Genomic DNA, 16,601 nt, shown 5'->3' with positions numbered 1-16,601 from the left:
GCTAAACCTGGCGGGCGAGCGCCTTCTTCAGTTTCGCGTGCGCGGACGCCTTGATCTGACATACGCGGGCGGAGCCGACGCCGAAGACTTCGCCGATCTCTTCGAGATTGAGTTCTTCGACGTAATAAAGCTGGATCACCTGCGCCTCGCGTTCCGGCAGCGCGGTGATCGCCTTGATCAAGGCCTCGCGCAGGTCGCTGTCGGCGAGCTGCTCGAACGCGTCCGGCGTGTCGTCGGCGAACCAGGGGAGGTCGTCCGCATACATCTCGTCGATCGAGTCGAAGCGGATCGCGTCGGCGGTGACGTAGTCGGTGCGGAGTTTCTCGATCGGAACGCCGATATGCTGCGCGATCATGTCTTCCCCCGGGGCTTTTCCCGTTCGTGCTGTGAGCGTTGAGATGGCGTCGGCGTACTGGCGGCGGCGACGCATCGCGCCTCGCGTGCTCGTGGCCTGGCGGCGGAGTTCGTCGATCATGCTGCCGCGCAGGCGGGTGATGAGGTAGGTCTTGAACGGCATGCCGCGCTCGTCGAAATTCGCGGCGGCTTCGACCAGCGCGACCAGGCCGACCTGGATCAAATCCTCGACCTCGACGCGGCTGCTCATGCTGCCGTGGACGTGCCAGGCGATCCGGCGGACCAGCGGGAGATGCTGTTTGACGAGCTGGTCCGCGTCGCCGCCGGGGCGTTGGTGCGGGCGGTACGTCAGCGGCTGGGCATCGGCGAACGCGCCACGCATCGGGAGCGCGCTCATGCCGCCAGCGCCTGCTGCGAGGCACCGATGACCGCGACGACTTCGACGGCCTTTTCTTCAGGCACCTCGAAGAACGACATCACCGGTGTGTCGGGCAGGCAGGTCTTCACCAGCTTGCGGATCGCGATGCGGATGGTCGGCTGGACGACGAGCGCGAACGGTTTCGCCTCGGCGATCAGCGGTTCGGCGGCGCGCTGCAGCGCCTCGACGATGCGGCGGCCGAGATCGGGTTCGATGACGTGGCGGCGCGATTGATCGGCGCGCATCGCCTGGCCGAGCAGACCTTCCAATTGACCCTCCAACGTCATGACGCGCAGCGGTTCGCGCACGCCGCACAGTTTCTGGATGATGAGCGCGCCGAGCTCGGGACGGATCGTCTCCATGATCTCCTCGGCGTCCTGCGTGCGCTGCGCGGCGACCGCGATCGCGCCGGCGATGCGACGGAATTCCTTGAGCGGCACGTTCTCCGCGAGCAGTCCTTTCAGGACCTGCGTCAGCGTCGTGATCGGCAGCGGTGCGAGTGCTGCGACCAGTTGCGCGGCGCGCTCCTTGAGACCGTCGAGCAGCGCCTGCACTTCGTCCTGGCCGAGCAGCTCGGACGCGTTCTGGCCGAGCAAATGGTTCAGGTGCGTCGCCATCACCGTGCCGGGATCGACCACGAGATAACCCGCACCGGTCGCGGCATCGGCATCGCCCGCATCGACCCAGGTCGCGTCGAGTCCGAAGGTGGGATCCTTGACCTTCTTGCCGAACAGGTCGCCGAACGCCTGGCCGGTGTCGAGCGCGAGCATCTCGTCGGGCGACACGGTGTCCTCGCCGACGACGACGCCGTTGACGAGGATGCGGTAGACATAGGGTGCGAGGTTGATGTCGTCGCGGACGCGGACCTGCGGCACGACGAAGCCGAGTTCCTTCGACAACTGACGACGGACGCCGGTGATCCGCCCCATCAGCGGCGACCCGCGACGCTCGTCGGCAAGCGGCACCAGGCCGTAGCCGATGTCGAGATTGACCTGCATGCCGTCGGTGACTTCTTCCCAGCCGATCTTCGACTGGTCGATCGTCTCGACGGGGACGACGACGGCGGGGGCAGGGCGACGCTCGATCTGGCGGAGCTTCCACGCGGCGAACCCGGCGATCGCCGCGGCGGGCAGGATCACCATGTGCGGCATGCCGGGCAGGATGCCGAGCAGCGCGAGGATGACCGCGACCGGGGTCCAGGTGCGGGGGCTACCGAACTGGCCGCCGATCTGGCCGGCGAGATCCTTGTCGGAGGTAACGCGCGTGACGATCGAGGCGGCGGCGATCGACAGCATCAGGCTCGGCAGCTGCGCGACGAGCGCGTCGCCGATCGCGAGCAGGATGTAGTTATGCGCGGCATCGGCGATCGTCATGCCGTGGCTGACGGGGCCGAGGATCAGGCCGCCGATGATGTTGGCGGCGAGGATCAGCATCGCCGCGACCGCATCGCCCTTCACGAACTTCGACGAACCGTCCATCGAGCCGTAGAAATCGGCTTCGGTGGAGACTTCGACGCGGCGCGCCTTGGCTTCGTCGGGGGTGATGAGGCCCGCGTTCAGGTCGGCGTCGATCGCCATCTGCTTGCCAGGCAGCGCGTCGAGCGTGAAGCGTGCGCTGACTTCGGAGACGCGGCCGGCGCCCTTGGTGACGACGATCATGTTGATGATCATCAGGATCGCGAAGACGAAGATGCCGACGACGTAATCGCCGCCGATCAGGAACGTGCCGAACGCCTCGATCACGTGCCCCGCCGCGCTCTCGCCCTCGTGGCCGTGGACCAGCACGATGCGGGTCGAGGCGACGTTGAGGCCGAGACGGAACAGCGTGGCGAACAGGAGGACGGTCGGGAAGGCGGAGAAATCGAGCGGCTTCTGCGCGTTCAAGGCGACCATCAGCACGGCGAGGCTGATCGCGATGTTCGCCACGAAGAAGATGTCGAGCATGAACGCCGGGATCGGCACGACCATGACGAGCACGAGCAGCAGGATCGCGAGCGGCAGGACCGACGCGCGGGCGTTGGAGAGAATGCGGTTCATCGCTTAGCCGCCCAACCGTGCGAGCATCATGTAGGCGAGGCGCGCGGTATCGGGCGTTGGGCGCAAGATGCTGGCGGCGGCCTGCGTCGTCTTGCCGGTGAACCTGCCCATCGCGGTGGTCGCCCAGGCGAGCGCGTCGTCGGCGCTTTCGTTGTTGCCGGTGATGACCGTGCTGCCGTTCATGTCGAGCGCCTGCGCGGCGTAGTTGGCGGGCGTCGCGGTCGCGCTTGCCCCGGCCGCGGCACCGCCGAGCTTGTCGGCGAACCGGTCGTAGATCGCCGACAGCGTGCGCGGCTGGTTGTTCGAATCGTAAAAGACGTTGTGGTTCGCGCGTGCGGCAGCGGGGAAGAGCGCGGCGCCGCTCGCCTGCGGGTTGGCCTGCATCGTCTTGAGGAACTTGGTCGCGCCACCGAGCCCCATGAAGTGCGCCATATACAGGTCGGTGCCCGACGCGGGACGGTTCAGCGTGCCTTCGAGCGAGGCCTTGTTGTCCGACGCGTATTCGGCGGCCATCAGCGAGGCGGCGTTGGGATCGTTGCGCAGCGCAAGGATTGCCGCCTTGGTGCCGGCATCGCCGACCGAGAGGCGGCCGCTCGACGACTGGCCGATGCTGTTGGCGGCCCACGCCATGCCGTGCTCCGCGCCGTGCTTCTTGACGACGGAGAGCCAGCTCTGTTCTATGAACTGATAGAGCCCCGATGCGCTCGATGTGCCGGCCTTGGCATTGGCGTTGAGCCCGCTCTCGAGCTTCGCTTGGCCCAGCAGATAGTCGAAATCCACGCCCGTCTTGCTGCTCGCAAGCGCGATCGCGGACTGGATCCGGCCGGTAGTGATAGGATTGACGGTCATGCCCGTGTGCGGTGCCCCTGATTCAGGGGATGCTCAGCAAGGGGCGTGCCAGTTTTAATGAGTGCAGGCTGTATTCGCCCGGTGCACAACGATCTCCCCTCCCTGGAAGGGAGGGGCAGGGGGTGGGTAGGCCGGCTTGTGTCTCAGCGGTTCGGAATTCCTGGAAGGCGACCCACCCCCAACCCCTCCCTTCCAGGGAGGGCGCAGAAGTCAGGCGTACGCGGCGCGCAACCCAGGCCGATACCCGGCAACGGCACCGTCGCCGGTCAGGGTTTGCAGGCGGCGGCGGACATTTGCCGCCATCAAGTTGGTGTAGATCCGGCACGTCTCGTTGAGCCGGTTCGCCTCGTCCGCCAGTTCGCGGATCTCGGTACCCGCGGGGCCCGTGCCGAGCAGCGCGACCTGTTCGATCCCGGCGAGCTTGTCCGCGGTCGCGCGCTCCAGGCTGGCGACGTCGTTCGACTTCAGCGCGGCGATCTCGGCGTGCAGCGCGTCGATCACGCGGATCAGGGCTTCACGCCGCTTCATTGGAATTCCAGTCCAGGCGAAGCGCCATCAGCCGATCGGCGATGGTCGCGGGAAGGATCGGAAAGGTGCCCGCGGCGATCGCCTTCTTGATGGCGGCGACGCGGCTCGCATCGATCGGCGGCGAGGCGGCCATCGACTTGGCGAGCGCGATCGATTCCGGCTCCACCGACGGCTGCCTGGGCAGAACCGGCGTCTGGACGACCGTCGCCGGCGCCGCCGCGGCGATGCGCGCGACGGAGCGATCTCCTGCTACTGACGGCTTCGCGCCGATCGAGTCCACCATGTCCGCATCCTCTGGTTTGCGCTGACATCAGGAGAAACGGCTGCACGCAGAAAACCTTTAGCAAAATTAATCTGTTCGTCCGAAATTAGTTCGACCAAGCTTAGTTCGACCAACCGGGAAGCGTCGCGCGACCGGCGTCGACCGCTATGGCCTGGACCGGCGTGCGAGTGTCGTCGACCTTGACCATGAACCGACCGCCAGGCGCGGCATCGCCCATCGCGACGCCTTCACGGCTGATCGAGAAGCCTTCGGTACCGGCCTCGATCACGATCGGATCGCCACGTTTGATGACCGGGGTGGCCTTCGCGACTGGCACGAACGAGGCCGCCACCGCGGCCGGCGCATTGGCCGGGCGGATGACGGGCACGAAGATCCGCCACGCTGGCCCCGCGCACGACACGACGACCGCGTCATGCTGTTCGGAGCGCCACGACAGCGACACCGTAGGACAGGTCGCGAGCCGCAACCGCGCATCGACCGGCGTGCGCGCGCCCCCCTCTGCACCAGTCGGGCGGCCGGTAAACGCGGCGACCGAAGCGTCGAGCGCGGCGGTATCCTGGAAGCTTGCGGCCATGAGCAGAAGCGGGATGATCATTGAGCGGTCCTCAGCGGTTCGCCGACAAAGGCGACAGAGACGATGGCGGCACGGCGGCCGGGCTTGGTGGCGGTGACGATCGCGACGCGGGACGGCGCGACCGCGGCGAGCGCGGCGGCGACGGTGCGCGCGCGGTCGGCGGCGAGGATCGCGGCGCTGCCGGTGACGCGGTCGATATCGGCGGGCGTGCCGTCGGTCGAGCCGGTGACGGTGAGCATTACGCGAGGGTCGCGCGCGGCCTCGCGCGCCCAGGCGACGAGCGCGCCGGGCGTGGTCGGCAGGATCGCCGATCCGGGCGCGAAATCCAGGATGCCGGCGGCGGCGACGGGCATCGGTGTCGGCTCCGCATCGTTCGCGCCGAAGCCTTCGCGGATGCCCTTTGCCAGGTCTTTGCCGCCGATATGTTGCGTGGCTTGCAGGAGCACGAGGAAGCCGACCAGCAACAAGGCGAGGTCGGCGAGCGTGATCAACCAGAGCGGCTTGCCGGCCGGTGCGTCGGGATATTCGCTTGCGTTCACGCGACGGTCGCCAGAACGGGCGCGACATAACCGCGCGGCGTCTCGCGTTCGGCAAGCGCCACGAGCGGCGCTTCGATGCGCGCGCGTTCGAACGCCTCGTTGCGGCCTTGCGCGCGGAGGCGGTTGGCAATCGGCATGAACAGCAGGTTCGCGAACAGCGCGCCGTACAGCGTCGCGAGGAGCGCCACCGCCATCGCGCCGCCGATCGCGCCGGGGTCACTCATCGTCGCGAACATCTGCGCGAGGCCGATCAGCGTGCCGATCATGCCCATCGCGGGCGCTACCTCGGCGGCACCCGCCCAGACGTCAGCGGCTGCGACGTGGCGCTCGATGCGGGCGCGGCGGCGATGCTGGACAAGCGTCGCGACGTCGGTCGCGGAGGCGCCGTCGACGATCGCTGCGATCCCCGCGGCGACGTCCGCATCGGTGACGACCGAGCGATCGAGCGCCATCACGCCGTGGCGCTTGGCGATGCGGGCGAGGGCAGTGATCTGGAGCAGCAGCGGGTCGGCATCGAACCGGCCACGGCCGAGCGTGGTCAAGGCGGCAAGTGCTCTGCCGAGATCGCGAAAGGGGGTGCGGAGGACGACGGCAAGCGTCGTGCCGCCACCGACGATGGCGAGCGCTGCGGGGTCGAGGAGCTGGGCGAGCGTGATCATGCGCCTGGCGTGATGCAAGGGGTGTGCCGGATTGTGAAACTTCTGTTCCCCTCCCTCGTGAAGGGAGGGGGGGAAGGGTGATGCCGGTGGCCACTCAACCGCCACCCCGGCGGAGGCCGGGGCCCAGTTGGGTGACACCGCTAACTGAAGGGTGCGCTTCGTTACTGCGACCTTTCCAACTGGGCCCCGGCCTTCGCCGGGGTGGTGGCAATATGAGAGCGTCGGCACTCACTTCCTTGTTCTCCCGCGAAGGCGGGAGCCCAGGCTGGTCCCCGCCTTCGCGGGGAAACATAGTGGGGGTGGGGGCCAGAAATTCGGTTTGCCGCTCCCGACGATCCAACCGGCAACCCGATTGCCGTCCACCCCTGCAACACCGGCAACCTCTTGCCGCTCACCTTGCCGCCCGCCCACCGCAACCCGGCAAACCACCATCCCCCACCCTCGCCACAAAAACTGGCACGCCCATTGCTTATGTCCGGTTGCGCAATGGGTGCGCCAGGAGACGGGCTTGTGTCAGGCGACACGCTTTTCGGAGTTCACGGGGCGGCACTCGAGGTGCGCTCCCAGCGCATGGGTGTGCTGGCGTCGAACATCGCCAACGCCTCGACGCCGGGCTTCAAGGCGCGCGACATCGATTTCCAGTCGGCGCTCGCCTCGGTCGAGAACGACGGCAGCACCAATGCGGCCACGAAATACCGCATCCCGACGCAGACCTCGATGGACGGCAACACCGTCGAGCTGAGCCAGGAGCAGACCGCGTTCGCCGAGAACGCCGTCCAGTATCAGACGACGCTGTCGTTCCTGAACGGGCGGATTGGCCAGATCACTCGCGCGCTGAAGGGGGAGTAAGCCGTGCCCAACCAGCCCATGACGATATTCCAGGTCGCCGGCCGCGCGATGTCCGCGCAGCTTGTTCGAATGAACACCACGGCGTCCAATCTCGCCAATGCCGGCGGCACCACCGGGTCCGCCGAGACCGCGTACAAGACGATGAAGCCGGTGTTCCGCACCAGCTTCGATGCGGCCAGCGGCATGTCGACGGTCGACGTCGAGCGTGTCGTCACCGCCGGTGAAGCGCCGACCAAGCGCTACGACCCCGACAATCCGATGGCCGACAAGGATGGCAACATCTTCGAGGCGGCGGTCGATGAAACCCGCGAGATGGTCGACATGATGGAGACCGCCCGCAGCTACCAGAACAACATCGAAGTGATGAACACGGCCAAGTCGCTCATCATCGATACCCTCAAGCTAGGCCGCTGATCATGGCAACATCGTTCGATACCACGCTGTCCAATCTCGGCATCACGCGCTCCTCGGCCGCCGCGGCGGCGACCACCACGACCAAGTCGTCCACCGCGCTCGGCCAGTCCGACTTCCTGAAGCTGATGACCGCGCAGATGCAGAACCAGGACCCGTTCAACCCGGTCGACAACACCCAGATGGTCGCGCAGATGGCGCAGATCTCGACCACCTCGGGCATTTCCGAGATGAACACGACGATGAAGGCGATTGCCGACAAGCTCGGCGTCACCAGCACCGGCGAGGCGATGGGCTATGTCGGCAAGACCGTGCTCACCGAGGGCAGCACCGCTTACGGTCGCGCGGGGGGCGGTATCGCCGGATCGGTCGAGCTGGCCGGCGCTGCGACCGACGTCAACGTCACGATCAGTGATGCGAACGGTGCGGTCCTCAAGACCATGTCGCTCGGCAAGCAGGCCAAAGGCACGATCGGCTACGATTGGGACGGCAAGGACGCCGCCGGTGCGGAAGCCGGCAATGGGCCGTTCACCGTGCAGGTCGCCGCGCAGAACGCCGGCACCACGGTCGGTGCGACCAGCCTGGTCTGGGCGCCCGTCCAGTCGGTTTCGACCACCACCGGTGCCGCCATCCTCACGCTTCCCGGCCTCGGCGAAATCCCCGCCAGCGCCGTCCGCCAGATCGGCTGAACCCAGAGTTTCCAGGAGTTAAACCGCCATGTCCTTCTACACTTCGCTCTCCGGTCTCCAGGCGTCCCAGACCGAGATGTCGACGATCTCGCACAACCTTGCGAACGTCGCGACCAACGGCTTCAAGAAGAGCCGCACCGAATTCGCCGATGTCATCGCTTCCAGCGTATCGCTCGCGCCGTCGCAGCAGGTCGGCTCGGGTACGGTCGTCAAGGCCAACCGCCAGCAATTCGCGCAAGGCAATTTGATCCAGTCGTCGAACAGCCTCGACCTCGCCGTGTCGGGCGACGGGTTCTTCGCGGTCAAGCCGAACGCGGAATCGGCAACGGTGAACTACACCCGCAACGGCGGCTTCCTCGTCGACGCCAATCGCTACGTGGTCGACGCGCAGGGCTCGCATCTCCAGGTATTCCCGGTCGATGGCTCGGGCACGGTAGTCGCGACCGGCGTCGATGCCGCGCTGAGCCTTCGCCTGCCCGAGACGAGCGGCGTGCCGCTGCCGACCAAGGCGGTCGGGATGACGCTCAACCTCAACGCCAATTCGGCGATCCCGAAGACCGCGACGTTCGACCGGTTCGACCCGTCGAGCTACAACCAGTCCGCGCAGACCACGGTGTACGACGCCGCCGGCAACGCGATGACCCTGACCAACTATTTCAAGCGCGTGTCCGCCCCGACGACCGGCAACGCCGAGAGCGGTTGGGAAGTCCACAGCTTCGTCGGCGACAAGGAACTGACCGCTGGCGGTACCGCGGGTACGAAGATGACGTTCGACGGGTCGGGCCGGATGACCGCGCCTGCCGGCACGATCAAATATGACGAGTTCACCACCGCGAACTCGACCGCGCCGCAGCAGATCGACTTCACCTTCGGCACCGGCACGACCCAGTTGTCGACCGCGTTCAGCGTCGCCTCGCGCACGCAGGACGGCAAGGCGGTCGGCCAGATCCAGGGCGTCACGGTCGACGAGAAGGGCGTCGTGCAGGCGAGCTTCTCGAACGGCGACACGCAGGCATTGGGCCAGGTGATGCTCGCGAACTTCTCCAATCCCGAAGGCCTGCGCCAGCTCGGCAGCAGCTATTGGCAGTCGACCGGCATCTCCGGCTCGGCGAAGCTCGGCTCGGCCGACACCAACGGGTTCGGCAAGCTGATGTCGGGGACGATCGAGGGATCGAACGTCGACATCACCGAGGAGCTGGTCAACCTGATCGCGGCACAGCGCAATTTTCAGGCGAACTCGAAGGCCTTGGATACGGCCAACCAGATCTCCGAAACCATCTTCAACATCCGCAGCTAAGCACGAGCGAGCAGGGGACCCTGAATGGACAAGCTGGTCTACACCGCGGCGACAGGCCTGCGCGCACACATGGCGGCGCAGGCGGCGATCGCCAACAACATGGCGAACGCGTCGACCACCGGCTTTCGCGCCGATCGCGTGGTGTTCGACCGGCTCAACCTGAAGGGCGACGGCTCGACGATCGAGGCGCGCGCGCCGACGTCGGAAGAGGTGACCGACGCCGATCGTTCGCCGGGCGCGATCCAGTTGACCGGGCGTCCGCTCGACGTCGCGATCACCGGCACGACGGCCTGGCTCGCAGTGCAGGCGTCGGACGGGTCGGAGGCGTACACCCGCCGCGGTGATCTCGAGGTCGCGCCGTCGGGCGTGCTGCAGATCGGCGACGGGCATCCGGTGATCGGCTCGGGGGGGCCGATCACGCTGCCGCCCTATCAGTCGCTGACGATCTCGGCCGACGGGACGATCTCGATCGTGCCGCAGGGCGGCGACGCCAAGGATACGCAGGTGATCGACAAGCTCAAGCTCGCCGACACCAAGGGGTCGGACACGGTCAAGGGCCTCGACAATCTGCTGCGCGTGCGCGGCGGCGGGGCGTTGCCCGAGGACATGGACGCGAAGGTTCAGGGCGGCGCGATCGAGGGATCGAACGTCAACATGACGCAGGCCTTGGTCGACATGATCGAGAACCAGCGGTCCTACGAAGTCCAGGCCAACATGATGAAATCCGCCAAGGAAATCGACGAAAGCGGTGCATCGCTGATGCGCCTGCCGAGCTAGAAGGAACAGACGAATGTCATCCGCAGCCATGCATATCGCGCGCACCGGGCTCGACGCCCAGGACATGCGCATGCGCGTCATCTCGAACAACCTCGCCAACGTGAACACCACGGGCTTCAAGAAGGACCGTGCGGCGTTCGAGACACTCGCCTATCAGACCGTCACGACGCCCGGCACGCAGAGCACCGCCGAGACGAAATACGCGACCGGGCTCAACCTGGGCACCGGCGTCCGCATCCAGGGCACCGCGCGGATCGATACGCAGGGCGCGATGCAGACGACCGGCAACAGTCTCGACCTCGCGCTCGACGGCGACGGCTATTTCCAGGTGCAGATGCCCGGCGGCACGCTCGGCTACACGCGCGCCGGCAATTTCTCGCGCTCCGCCGAGGGCTTGCTGGTCACCAGCGAAGGCTATCAGGTGCAGCCCGGCATCACCGTGCCCGAGGGGACGACCGCGATCACGATCGGCCGCGACGGCACCGTGTCGGCGATGGTCCCCGGCCAGACCGAGGCGTCGCAGATCGGCCAGATCCAGGTCGCGAGCTTCCCGAACGGTGCAGGGCTCCAGGCGACCGGCGACAATTACCTCGTCGAGACCGCAGCCAGCGGCGCGGCGAACGTCGGTGTCGCCGGCCAAGACGGTCGCGGCGGCATCAAGCAGGGCATGCTCGAGGCGTCGAACGTCAACGTCGTCGAGGAGCTGGTCGACATGATCGAGACCCAGCGCGCGTACGAGGTCAATTCGAAGATGATCTCGGCGACCGACGACATGCTCAAATACGTCAACCAGAACCTGTGATGCGCAACGTCTCAACTTCGCTTGCCGCCCTCGCTGCGATGCTCGCTGCATCGTCCGCAGATGCCAGCCTGTTCGGCAAGAAGGCGCCGCCCGAGGATTTCTCGGTTGCGCGGCCCTTGCCGGTCCAGCCGGTGCCGGTCGTCGCGACGGGCTCGATCTTCCAGGCGCAGGACGGTTACGCCGCGCTGTACGAAGGCTGGCGCGCGCGCAAAGTCGGCGATCCGCTGACGATCGTGCTGGTCGAGCGGACTGCGGCGTCGAAGTCGTCTGGCTCGAAGCTCGACAGCAATGGCTCGGGGACGATCACGCCGCCGACCACCGGGCTGCTCAACCTGTTCAACAAGACCGACGCGACGCTCAGCGGCGGGCGGACGTTCAACGGCACCGGCGCGGCCGACCAGGCGAACTCGCTGTCGGGCGAAGTCAGCGTCACGGTCGCCGCGGTCTATCCCAACGGGACGATGCTGGTGCAGGGCCAGAAACGCGTCACGCTCAACCGCGGCGATGAGTTCCTCAAGATCAAGGGCCTGGTCCGCACCGCCGACGTCGACGCGAACAACCGCGTCCTGTCGACCCGCGTCGCCGACGCGCAGATCTCGTACACCGGCAAGGGCGACGTCGCCCGCGCCGGCCGCCAGGGGTGGCTCAGCCGCTTCTTCTCCGTCGTCAGCCCGTTTTGATGCACACCCCCCAGCCGTTCGTCCTGAGTAGAGACCGAGTAGTGCCGAAGGCGCGTATCGAGGGCTCGTATCGAAGGACAGGTTGGCGCGCGGAACCCATGCTTCGATACGCACCCTCGATACGCCGCTGCGCGCCTACTCGGTCGCTACTCAGCACGAACGGCAAAGGACTAAAGACCGTGTTTCGTACTTTCGCAGGTCTCCTCACCACCCTCCTGGCCTCGCTCCTGATCGCCGCGCCGGCCTCGGCCGACCGGATCAAGGATCTGGGCGGGTTCCAGGGTATCCGTTCGAACCAGCTGACCGGCTACGGCATCGTCGTCGGCCTGCCAGGCACGGGCGACGACAATCTCGAATACACTGTGCAGTCGCTGAAGGCCGTCGCGTCACGCTTCGGTCTCCAGCTGCCGCCATCGGCGAACCCCGGCATGAAGAACGCGGCGGTGGTGATGATCACTGCCGAACTGCCGCCGTTCGCCAAGCCCGGTCAGCGCCTAGATATCACCGTCGCCTCGATGGGTAAGGCCAAGTCGCTCCGCGGCGGCAGCCTGATCATGACGCCGCTGCTCGGTGCGGATAACCAGATCTACGCGATGGCACAGGGCAACCTGGCGGTCGGCGGGCTGGGTGCAGAGGGCGCGGACGGGTCGAAGATCGTCGTCAACGTGCCCTCGACCGGGCGCATTCCCGAGGGTGCGACCGTCGAACGCGCGGTCGCAACCGGGTTTGACAGCGCACCGACGCTGACCTTCAACCTAGCGCGGGCGGATTTCACCACCGCGCAGAACGTCGCCGGCGCGATCAACTCGAAGCTCGGCTTCGGCAGCGCGCAGGCGATCGATGCGGTCTCCGTCGCGGTGCGCGCGCCGATCGGTGCCGACATCCGCGCCACGCTCATGTCGACGATCGAGAATCTCGACGTGGTCTCCGCCGAGCCGTCCGCCAAGGTGATCGTCAACGCGCGCACCGGCACCGTGGTCATCAACTCCGCGGTCAGGGTCGGGCCGGCAGCGATCACGCACGGCAAGATGACGGTGCGGATCGACGAGAAGCCGCAGGTCAGTCAGCCAGCCCCGTTCAGCCAGGGCCAGACCGCGATCACGCCGAACAGCCGCGTCGCGGTCGAGGAGGAGCGTCGCCCGATGTTCCTGCTGAACCCCGGCCCCAAGCTCGCCGACATCGTCAAGGCGGTCAATGCGATCGGCGCATCGCCGGCCGATCTGGTCGCGATCCTTGAGGCGCTGAAGGAAGCCGGCGCGCTCAAGGCCGAGTTGATCGTCCTGTGAGCCCGCTCAACGCACCCGCAGCGGCACCGACCACCGGGATCTCGACCGACACGAGCCGCCTCAAGTCGAAGGACAACCTCGACAAGGCAGGCGAGAAGTTCGAGGCGGTCTTCACCGGCATGATGCTGAAGAGCATGCGCCAGGCGAAACTCGCCGACCCGCTGTTCGATTCGAAGGCGATCGACACCTTCACCGACATGCAGGACGGGCTGATCGCGAAGTCGATGGCCGAGCATACGCCGCTCGGCATCGGCAAGGCGATGACCGATTTTCTCGCCAAGTCTCAATCCGATCTTAACCAGGGTGCGGCAGACTCGCCGCCATGAGCGATCTCCTTTCGATCGGCGCCTCGGGCGTGCGCGCGTACCAGACCGCGCTGTCCACGGTGTCGGAGAACATCGCGAACACCGGCAATGCGGGCTATACCCGGCGGACGACCACGCTTTCCGAAGTGTCGTCGGTCAATGGCGGACTGAACGCGCAAAAGTCGGTCAGCAGCAACGGCGTCACGGTCACGGGGATCGGCCGCAGCGCCGACGCATACCGGTCGCAGGCGGTCCGCTCGGCCGGCACCGATCTCGCCAAGACCGAAGCCGGCGTCACCTGGATGAACCGGATCGAGACGGCGCTGGGCAACAACCAGCTCGGCGACCGGCTCACCAGCTTCTTCACATCCGCACAGAAGCTCGCCGCCGATCCGACTTCGGAGCCGGCGCGCGCGGTGATGCTCGAATCGGCCGGCACGGCGGCGGCGGCGTTCACCGCGACCGGCGCGGCGCTCGATACAGCGGCGGCCGATCTCGATTCGACCGCATCGCAGGCGGTGCAGTCGCTCAACGCGCTCGGCACCGCACTCGCCAAGATCAACGACGGCATCGCGCGCACCGCGCCGGGATCGTCGACTGCGGCGCAACTCGCCGACCAGCGCGACCAGATGCTCGAGCAGATGAGCACGATCACCGATATCAACACGTCGTTCGACGATCTCGGGCGGACGACCGTGCGTCTCGGTGGCGCGGCGGGCTCGGTCTTCGTCGCGGGCGGCGAGAGCGCGCAGGCATCCTATGCACGCAACGAAGAGGGTGCGGTCCAGTTCGCGGTGACGCGCGGCAACGTCACGTCTGCGCTGTCGCCGACCGGTGGCGCGCTTGCCGGGTTCGCGGAAGGGGCGCAGCGGATCGCCGCGGCACGCGGGTCGCTGAACGCGATCGCCACCGACTTCACGAGCAAGATCAACGCGGTGCAGGCGCAGGGTCGCGATCTCGACGGCAATGCGGGGGCGGCGATGTTCGCCACTGGTACCACGCCGACTGACATCTCTGTGGCACTCGCCGACGGACGCGGGATCGCTGCGGCGAGCGCGACCGGCGGCAAGCGCGACGCGTCCAATCTCTCCGCGTTGCAGGGAGCCCGCACCAGCGGTGGCTTCGAAACGCGCACCACGACGCTGATCGCCGGCAACGCCGCCGCGCTCGAACAGCGCAAGGTCGTGGCCGATGCGCAGGCCACAATCCGAGACGGCGCGGTGAGCTCGCTTGCGTCCGCGTCGGGCGTCGATCTCGATAGCGAAGCGGTCGACCTGCTGCGCTTCCAGCAGGCCTATCAGGCGTCGAGCCGCGTGATCCAGACCGCGCGCGATACGCTCCAGACCATCCTCGATCTACGGTAACGCCCATGCAGATCGCGACTCGCCTCTTCTACGACCGCGCTTCGGCGTCGATGACTTCGCTCGGCGCCAAGGCGGAGTCGTTGCAGAACCAGATCTCGACCGGGACCAAGTTGTCGGCACCCTCGTCGGACAGCGCCGCCTATCAGCGACTTGCCGGGATCAAGCGCGATGCCGTCGACGACAAGGCGTATGCCGCCAATCTCGGCACCGCCGAGTCGGTGTTGAAACAGGGCGACACCAGCCTCTCCGCGATCACCGACCAGCTGCAGAGCGCAACCGAGCTGGTGACGCAGGCGAAGACGGGGACGCTGAACGCCGCGAACCGCAAGGCGATCGGCGAACAGATCGCCGGCCTCGTCGCGACGCTGACCAATCTCGCCAATGCGAAGGACGCGCGCGGGCAGGCGCTGTTCGGCGGCGCCGACGGTGCGCCCGCGGTCGCTGCGGGCGGGAGCTACGCGCTCGCCTCGAAGCCGGTGTCGGGTATCCCGATCGGTGACGGCCAGACCGTCCAGGCAAACGAGACTGCCGCGCGTATCTTCACCGTCGGCGGCAAGGCCAAGCCCGATGGCAGCATCGAGGGCGGTACCAATACGCTGGTCATGCTCTCGGCGATCGCGACCGCGCTGCAATCGGACGATTTCAAGGCGAGTTCGCTCGATACATCGCTCGCCGACATCAGCGCTGCGTCGGATCAGGTTTCCACGGTGCAGGCCTCGCTCGGCGCTCGCGCGGCGCGCGTCGACCTGGAGGCGTCGCGGCTGACCGATGTCGCGGCCGACCGCGAGGCGACCCGGTCGGGGCTGGAAGATACCGACATCACCACGACGGTGGTCGAGTTGCAGAAGACGATGACGATCCTGTCGGCGACGCAGGCGAGCTTCTCGAAGCTCTCGGCGCTGTCGCTGTTCGATTATCTGCGCTGATCCGAATTTAATCGCGCGCGACGTCGTCTTGGTAACCGGTTGGCTACCAAAGGCGGTTAATTCTGTGGCGACGCAAGTGCCGCTGTCGGCCCTGGGGGAATTCGAACACCATGTTTCCGGTCATCGGCATCGTCGTCCTGCTCGTCATGGTGTTTGGCGGATTCGCGTTCACCGGCGGTGCGCTCGGCCCCGTCATGGAGGCGATCCCGCACGAGATGCTGATCATCGGCGGTGCCGCCGCCGGCGCGCTGATCATCGGCAATTCGGGCAAGGAGCTGAAAGGTCTCGGCGCCGGTCTCGGAAAGGTCTTCAAGGGTCCGAAGTACAAGAAGCAGGATTATCTCGACGTCATCTTCCTGGTCAGCAAGCTGATGAAGATGCTGCGGATGGACGGGCCGATCGCGCTCGAGCCGCATGTCGAGGATCCGCAGTCCTCCGCCGTGTTCGCCGAATATCCCAAGCTCCTGAAGGACAAGGCGCTCGTCAACCTGATCGCCGATACGCTGCGCCTGGTCGTGGTGTCGTCGGGAACTCTCGACGTGCATGCGGTCGAGGAGGTCATGGACCACTCGATCAAGACGCATCACCACGAGGAAGAGGCGGCGCATGGCACGCTCGCGAGCCTCGCCGACGCGCTGCCCGCGCTCGGCATCGTCGCCGCAGTGCTCGGCGTGGTGAAGACGATGGGCTCGATCGACAAGCCACCGTCGATCCTCGGCGCAATGATCGGTTCGGCGCTGGTCGGCACGTTCATGGGCGTGCTGCTCGCCTACGGTATCGTCGCGCCGCTCGCGAACCGGTTGAAGCAGGTGCTCGATGCCGATGCGTCGATCTACGACGTCGTGAAGCAGATCATCATCGCCTCGCTGCACGGTCATCCGCAGCCGCTCGTGATCGAGGCCGCGCGCTCGGGCATCGCGCACAAGAACCAGCCGGGCTTCGCCGAAGTCTTCGACGGACTGAGGGGCAAGTAAT

At 66.8% G+C, this 16,601-nt stretch carries 20 protein-coding genes; 12 read left to right on the top strand and 8 right to left on the bottom strand.

The genetic code is table 11. From position 1 onward, the window contains the following. Position 1: 1 nt before the first annotated feature. From AC1ME3_RS04835 to AC1ME3_RS04800, 8 genes are all read right to left on the bottom strand, one after another. On the bottom strand, positions 2-751 hold the full coding sequence (locus AC1ME3_RS04835) for a FliA/WhiG family RNA polymerase sigma factor (protein ID WP_480955077.1): 750 nt from the start codon (positions 749-751) through the stop codon (positions 2-4). Continuing rightward, positions 748-2,808: a flagellar biosynthesis protein FlhA gene (gene flhA / locus AC1ME3_RS04830; RefSeq protein ID WP_480955076.1), complete on the bottom strand. Its 2,061-nt coding sequence runs from the start codon at positions 2,806-2,808 to the stop codon at positions 748-750. The genes AC1ME3_RS04835 and flhA overlap by 4 nt, the downstream gene beginning before the upstream one ends. A gap of 3 nt (positions 2,809-2,811) precedes the next feature. After that, positions 2,812-3,657, bottom strand: coding sequence for a lytic transglycosylase domain-containing protein (locus AC1ME3_RS04825; protein WP_333923407.1), 846 nt, complete (start codon positions 3,655-3,657; stop codon positions 2,812-2,814). 210 nt (positions 3,658-3,867) lie between these two features. Next, the gene (locus tag AC1ME3_RS04820; protein ID WP_107963439.1) at positions 3,868-4,185 is read right to left on the bottom strand and encodes a flagellar protein FlgN; all 318 of its coding nucleotides are present in this window, start codon (positions 4,183-4,185) and stop codon (positions 3,868-3,870) included. Then, positions 4,172-4,468, bottom strand: a complete 297-nt coding sequence (flgM, locus tag AC1ME3_RS04815; RefSeq protein ID WP_480955075.1) for a flagellar biosynthesis anti-sigma factor FlgM — start codon at positions 4,466-4,468, stop codon at positions 4,172-4,174. The genes AC1ME3_RS04820 and flgM overlap by 14 nt, the downstream gene beginning before the upstream one ends. Positions 4,469-4,568: 100 nt before the next feature. Next, positions 4,569-5,063, bottom strand: a complete 495-nt coding sequence (locus tag AC1ME3_RS04810; protein ID WP_480955074.1) for a flagella basal body P-ring formation protein FlgA — start codon at positions 5,061-5,063, stop codon at positions 4,569-4,571. Further along, complete coding sequence (locus tag AC1ME3_RS04805) at positions 5,060-5,581, bottom strand: hypothetical protein (protein WP_480955073.1); 522 nt, start codon at positions 5,579-5,581, stop codon at positions 5,060-5,062. Before AC1ME3_RS04805 ends, AC1ME3_RS04810 begins: the two co-directional genes overlap by 4 nt. Further along, positions 5,578-6,240, bottom strand: coding sequence for a motility protein A (locus AC1ME3_RS04800; protein ID WP_480955072.1), 663 nt, complete (start codon positions 6,238-6,240; stop codon positions 5,578-5,580). Before AC1ME3_RS04800 ends, AC1ME3_RS04805 begins: the two co-directional genes overlap by 4 nt. A 510-nt stretch (positions 6,241-6,750) precedes the next feature. Between AC1ME3_RS04800 and AC1ME3_RS04795 the strand changes: the two genes are divergently transcribed. The 12 genes from AC1ME3_RS04795 (at position 6,751) to motA (ending at position 16,600) form a co-directional block, all read left to right on the top strand. Continuing rightward, the gene (locus AC1ME3_RS04795; RefSeq protein WP_279628692.1) at positions 6,751-7,089 is read left to right on the top strand and encodes a flagellar basal body rod protein FlgB; all 339 of its coding nucleotides are present in this window, start codon (positions 6,751-6,753) and stop codon (positions 7,087-7,089) included. A gap of 18 nt (positions 7,090-7,107) precedes the next feature. Continuing rightward, positions 7,108-7,503, top strand: coding sequence for a flagellar basal body rod protein FlgC (gene flgC, locus AC1ME3_RS04790; protein WP_107952494.1), 396 nt, complete (start codon positions 7,108-7,110; stop codon positions 7,501-7,503). Positions 7,504-7,505: 2 nt separating this feature from the next. After that, positions 7,506-8,189, top strand: coding sequence for a flagellar hook assembly protein FlgD (locus tag AC1ME3_RS04785; RefSeq protein WP_480955071.1), 684 nt, complete (start codon positions 7,506-7,508; stop codon positions 8,187-8,189). A gap of 28 nt (positions 8,190-8,217) precedes the next feature. Beyond that, the gene (locus tag AC1ME3_RS04780) at positions 8,218-9,486 is read left to right on the top strand and encodes a flagellar hook protein FlgE (protein ID WP_480955070.1); all 1,269 of its coding nucleotides are present in this window, start codon (positions 8,218-8,220) and stop codon (positions 9,484-9,486) included. Between the two features lie 24 nt (positions 9,487-9,510). After that, positions 9,511-10,263 (top strand): flagellar basal-body rod protein FlgF, encoded by a 753-nt coding sequence (flgF, locus tag AC1ME3_RS04775; RefSeq protein WP_480955069.1) that lies wholly within the window; start codon positions 9,511-9,513, stop codon positions 10,261-10,263. Positions 10,264-10,276: 13 nt separating this feature from the next. Beyond that, positions 10,277-11,065: a flagellar basal-body rod protein FlgG gene (flgG, locus tag AC1ME3_RS04770; protein WP_480955068.1), complete on the top strand. Its 789-nt coding sequence runs from the start codon at positions 10,277-10,279 to the stop codon at positions 11,063-11,065. A 38-nt stretch (positions 11,066-11,103) separates the two neighbouring features. Next, positions 11,104-11,745, top strand: coding sequence for a flagellar basal body L-ring protein FlgH (locus AC1ME3_RS04765; protein WP_480955067.1), 642 nt, complete (start codon positions 11,104-11,106; stop codon positions 11,743-11,745). Positions 11,746-11,924: 179 nt separating this feature from the next. Continuing rightward, positions 11,925-13,031: a flagellar basal body P-ring protein FlgI gene (locus tag AC1ME3_RS04760; protein ID WP_056061566.1), complete on the top strand. Its 1,107-nt coding sequence runs from the start codon at positions 11,925-11,927 to the stop codon at positions 13,029-13,031. Next, positions 13,028-13,357 carry a rod-binding protein gene (locus tag AC1ME3_RS04755; protein WP_426282793.1) on the top strand — a complete coding sequence of 110 codons (330 nt, stop codon included), beginning with the start codon at positions 13,028-13,030 and terminating at the stop codon, positions 13,355-13,357. Before AC1ME3_RS04760 ends, AC1ME3_RS04755 begins: the two co-directional genes overlap by 4 nt. Next, positions 13,354-14,700, top strand: a complete 1,347-nt coding sequence (gene flgK / locus AC1ME3_RS04750) for a flagellar hook-associated protein FlgK (protein WP_480955066.1) — start codon at positions 13,354-13,356, stop codon at positions 14,698-14,700. Before AC1ME3_RS04755 ends, flgK begins: the two co-directional genes overlap by 4 nt. Positions 14,701-14,705: 5 nt before the next feature. Continuing rightward, positions 14,706-15,626: a flagellin N-terminal helical domain-containing protein gene (locus tag AC1ME3_RS04745; protein ID WP_480955065.1), complete on the top strand. Its 921-nt coding sequence runs from the start codon at positions 14,706-14,708 to the stop codon at positions 15,624-15,626. A 110-nt stretch (positions 15,627-15,736) separates the two neighbouring features. After that, a complete protein-coding gene (motA, locus tag AC1ME3_RS04740; protein WP_056061555.1) occupies positions 15,737-16,600 on the top strand; it encodes a flagellar motor stator protein MotA in 864 nt (287 codons plus the stop codon). Position 16,601: the final 1 nt, after the last annotated feature.

The organism is Sphingomonas sp. BL2, from assembly GCF_056680015.1.
The sequence above is the reverse complement of the archived record's forward strand: the minus strand, read 5'-3'. Positions and strand labels throughout refer to the sequence as shown.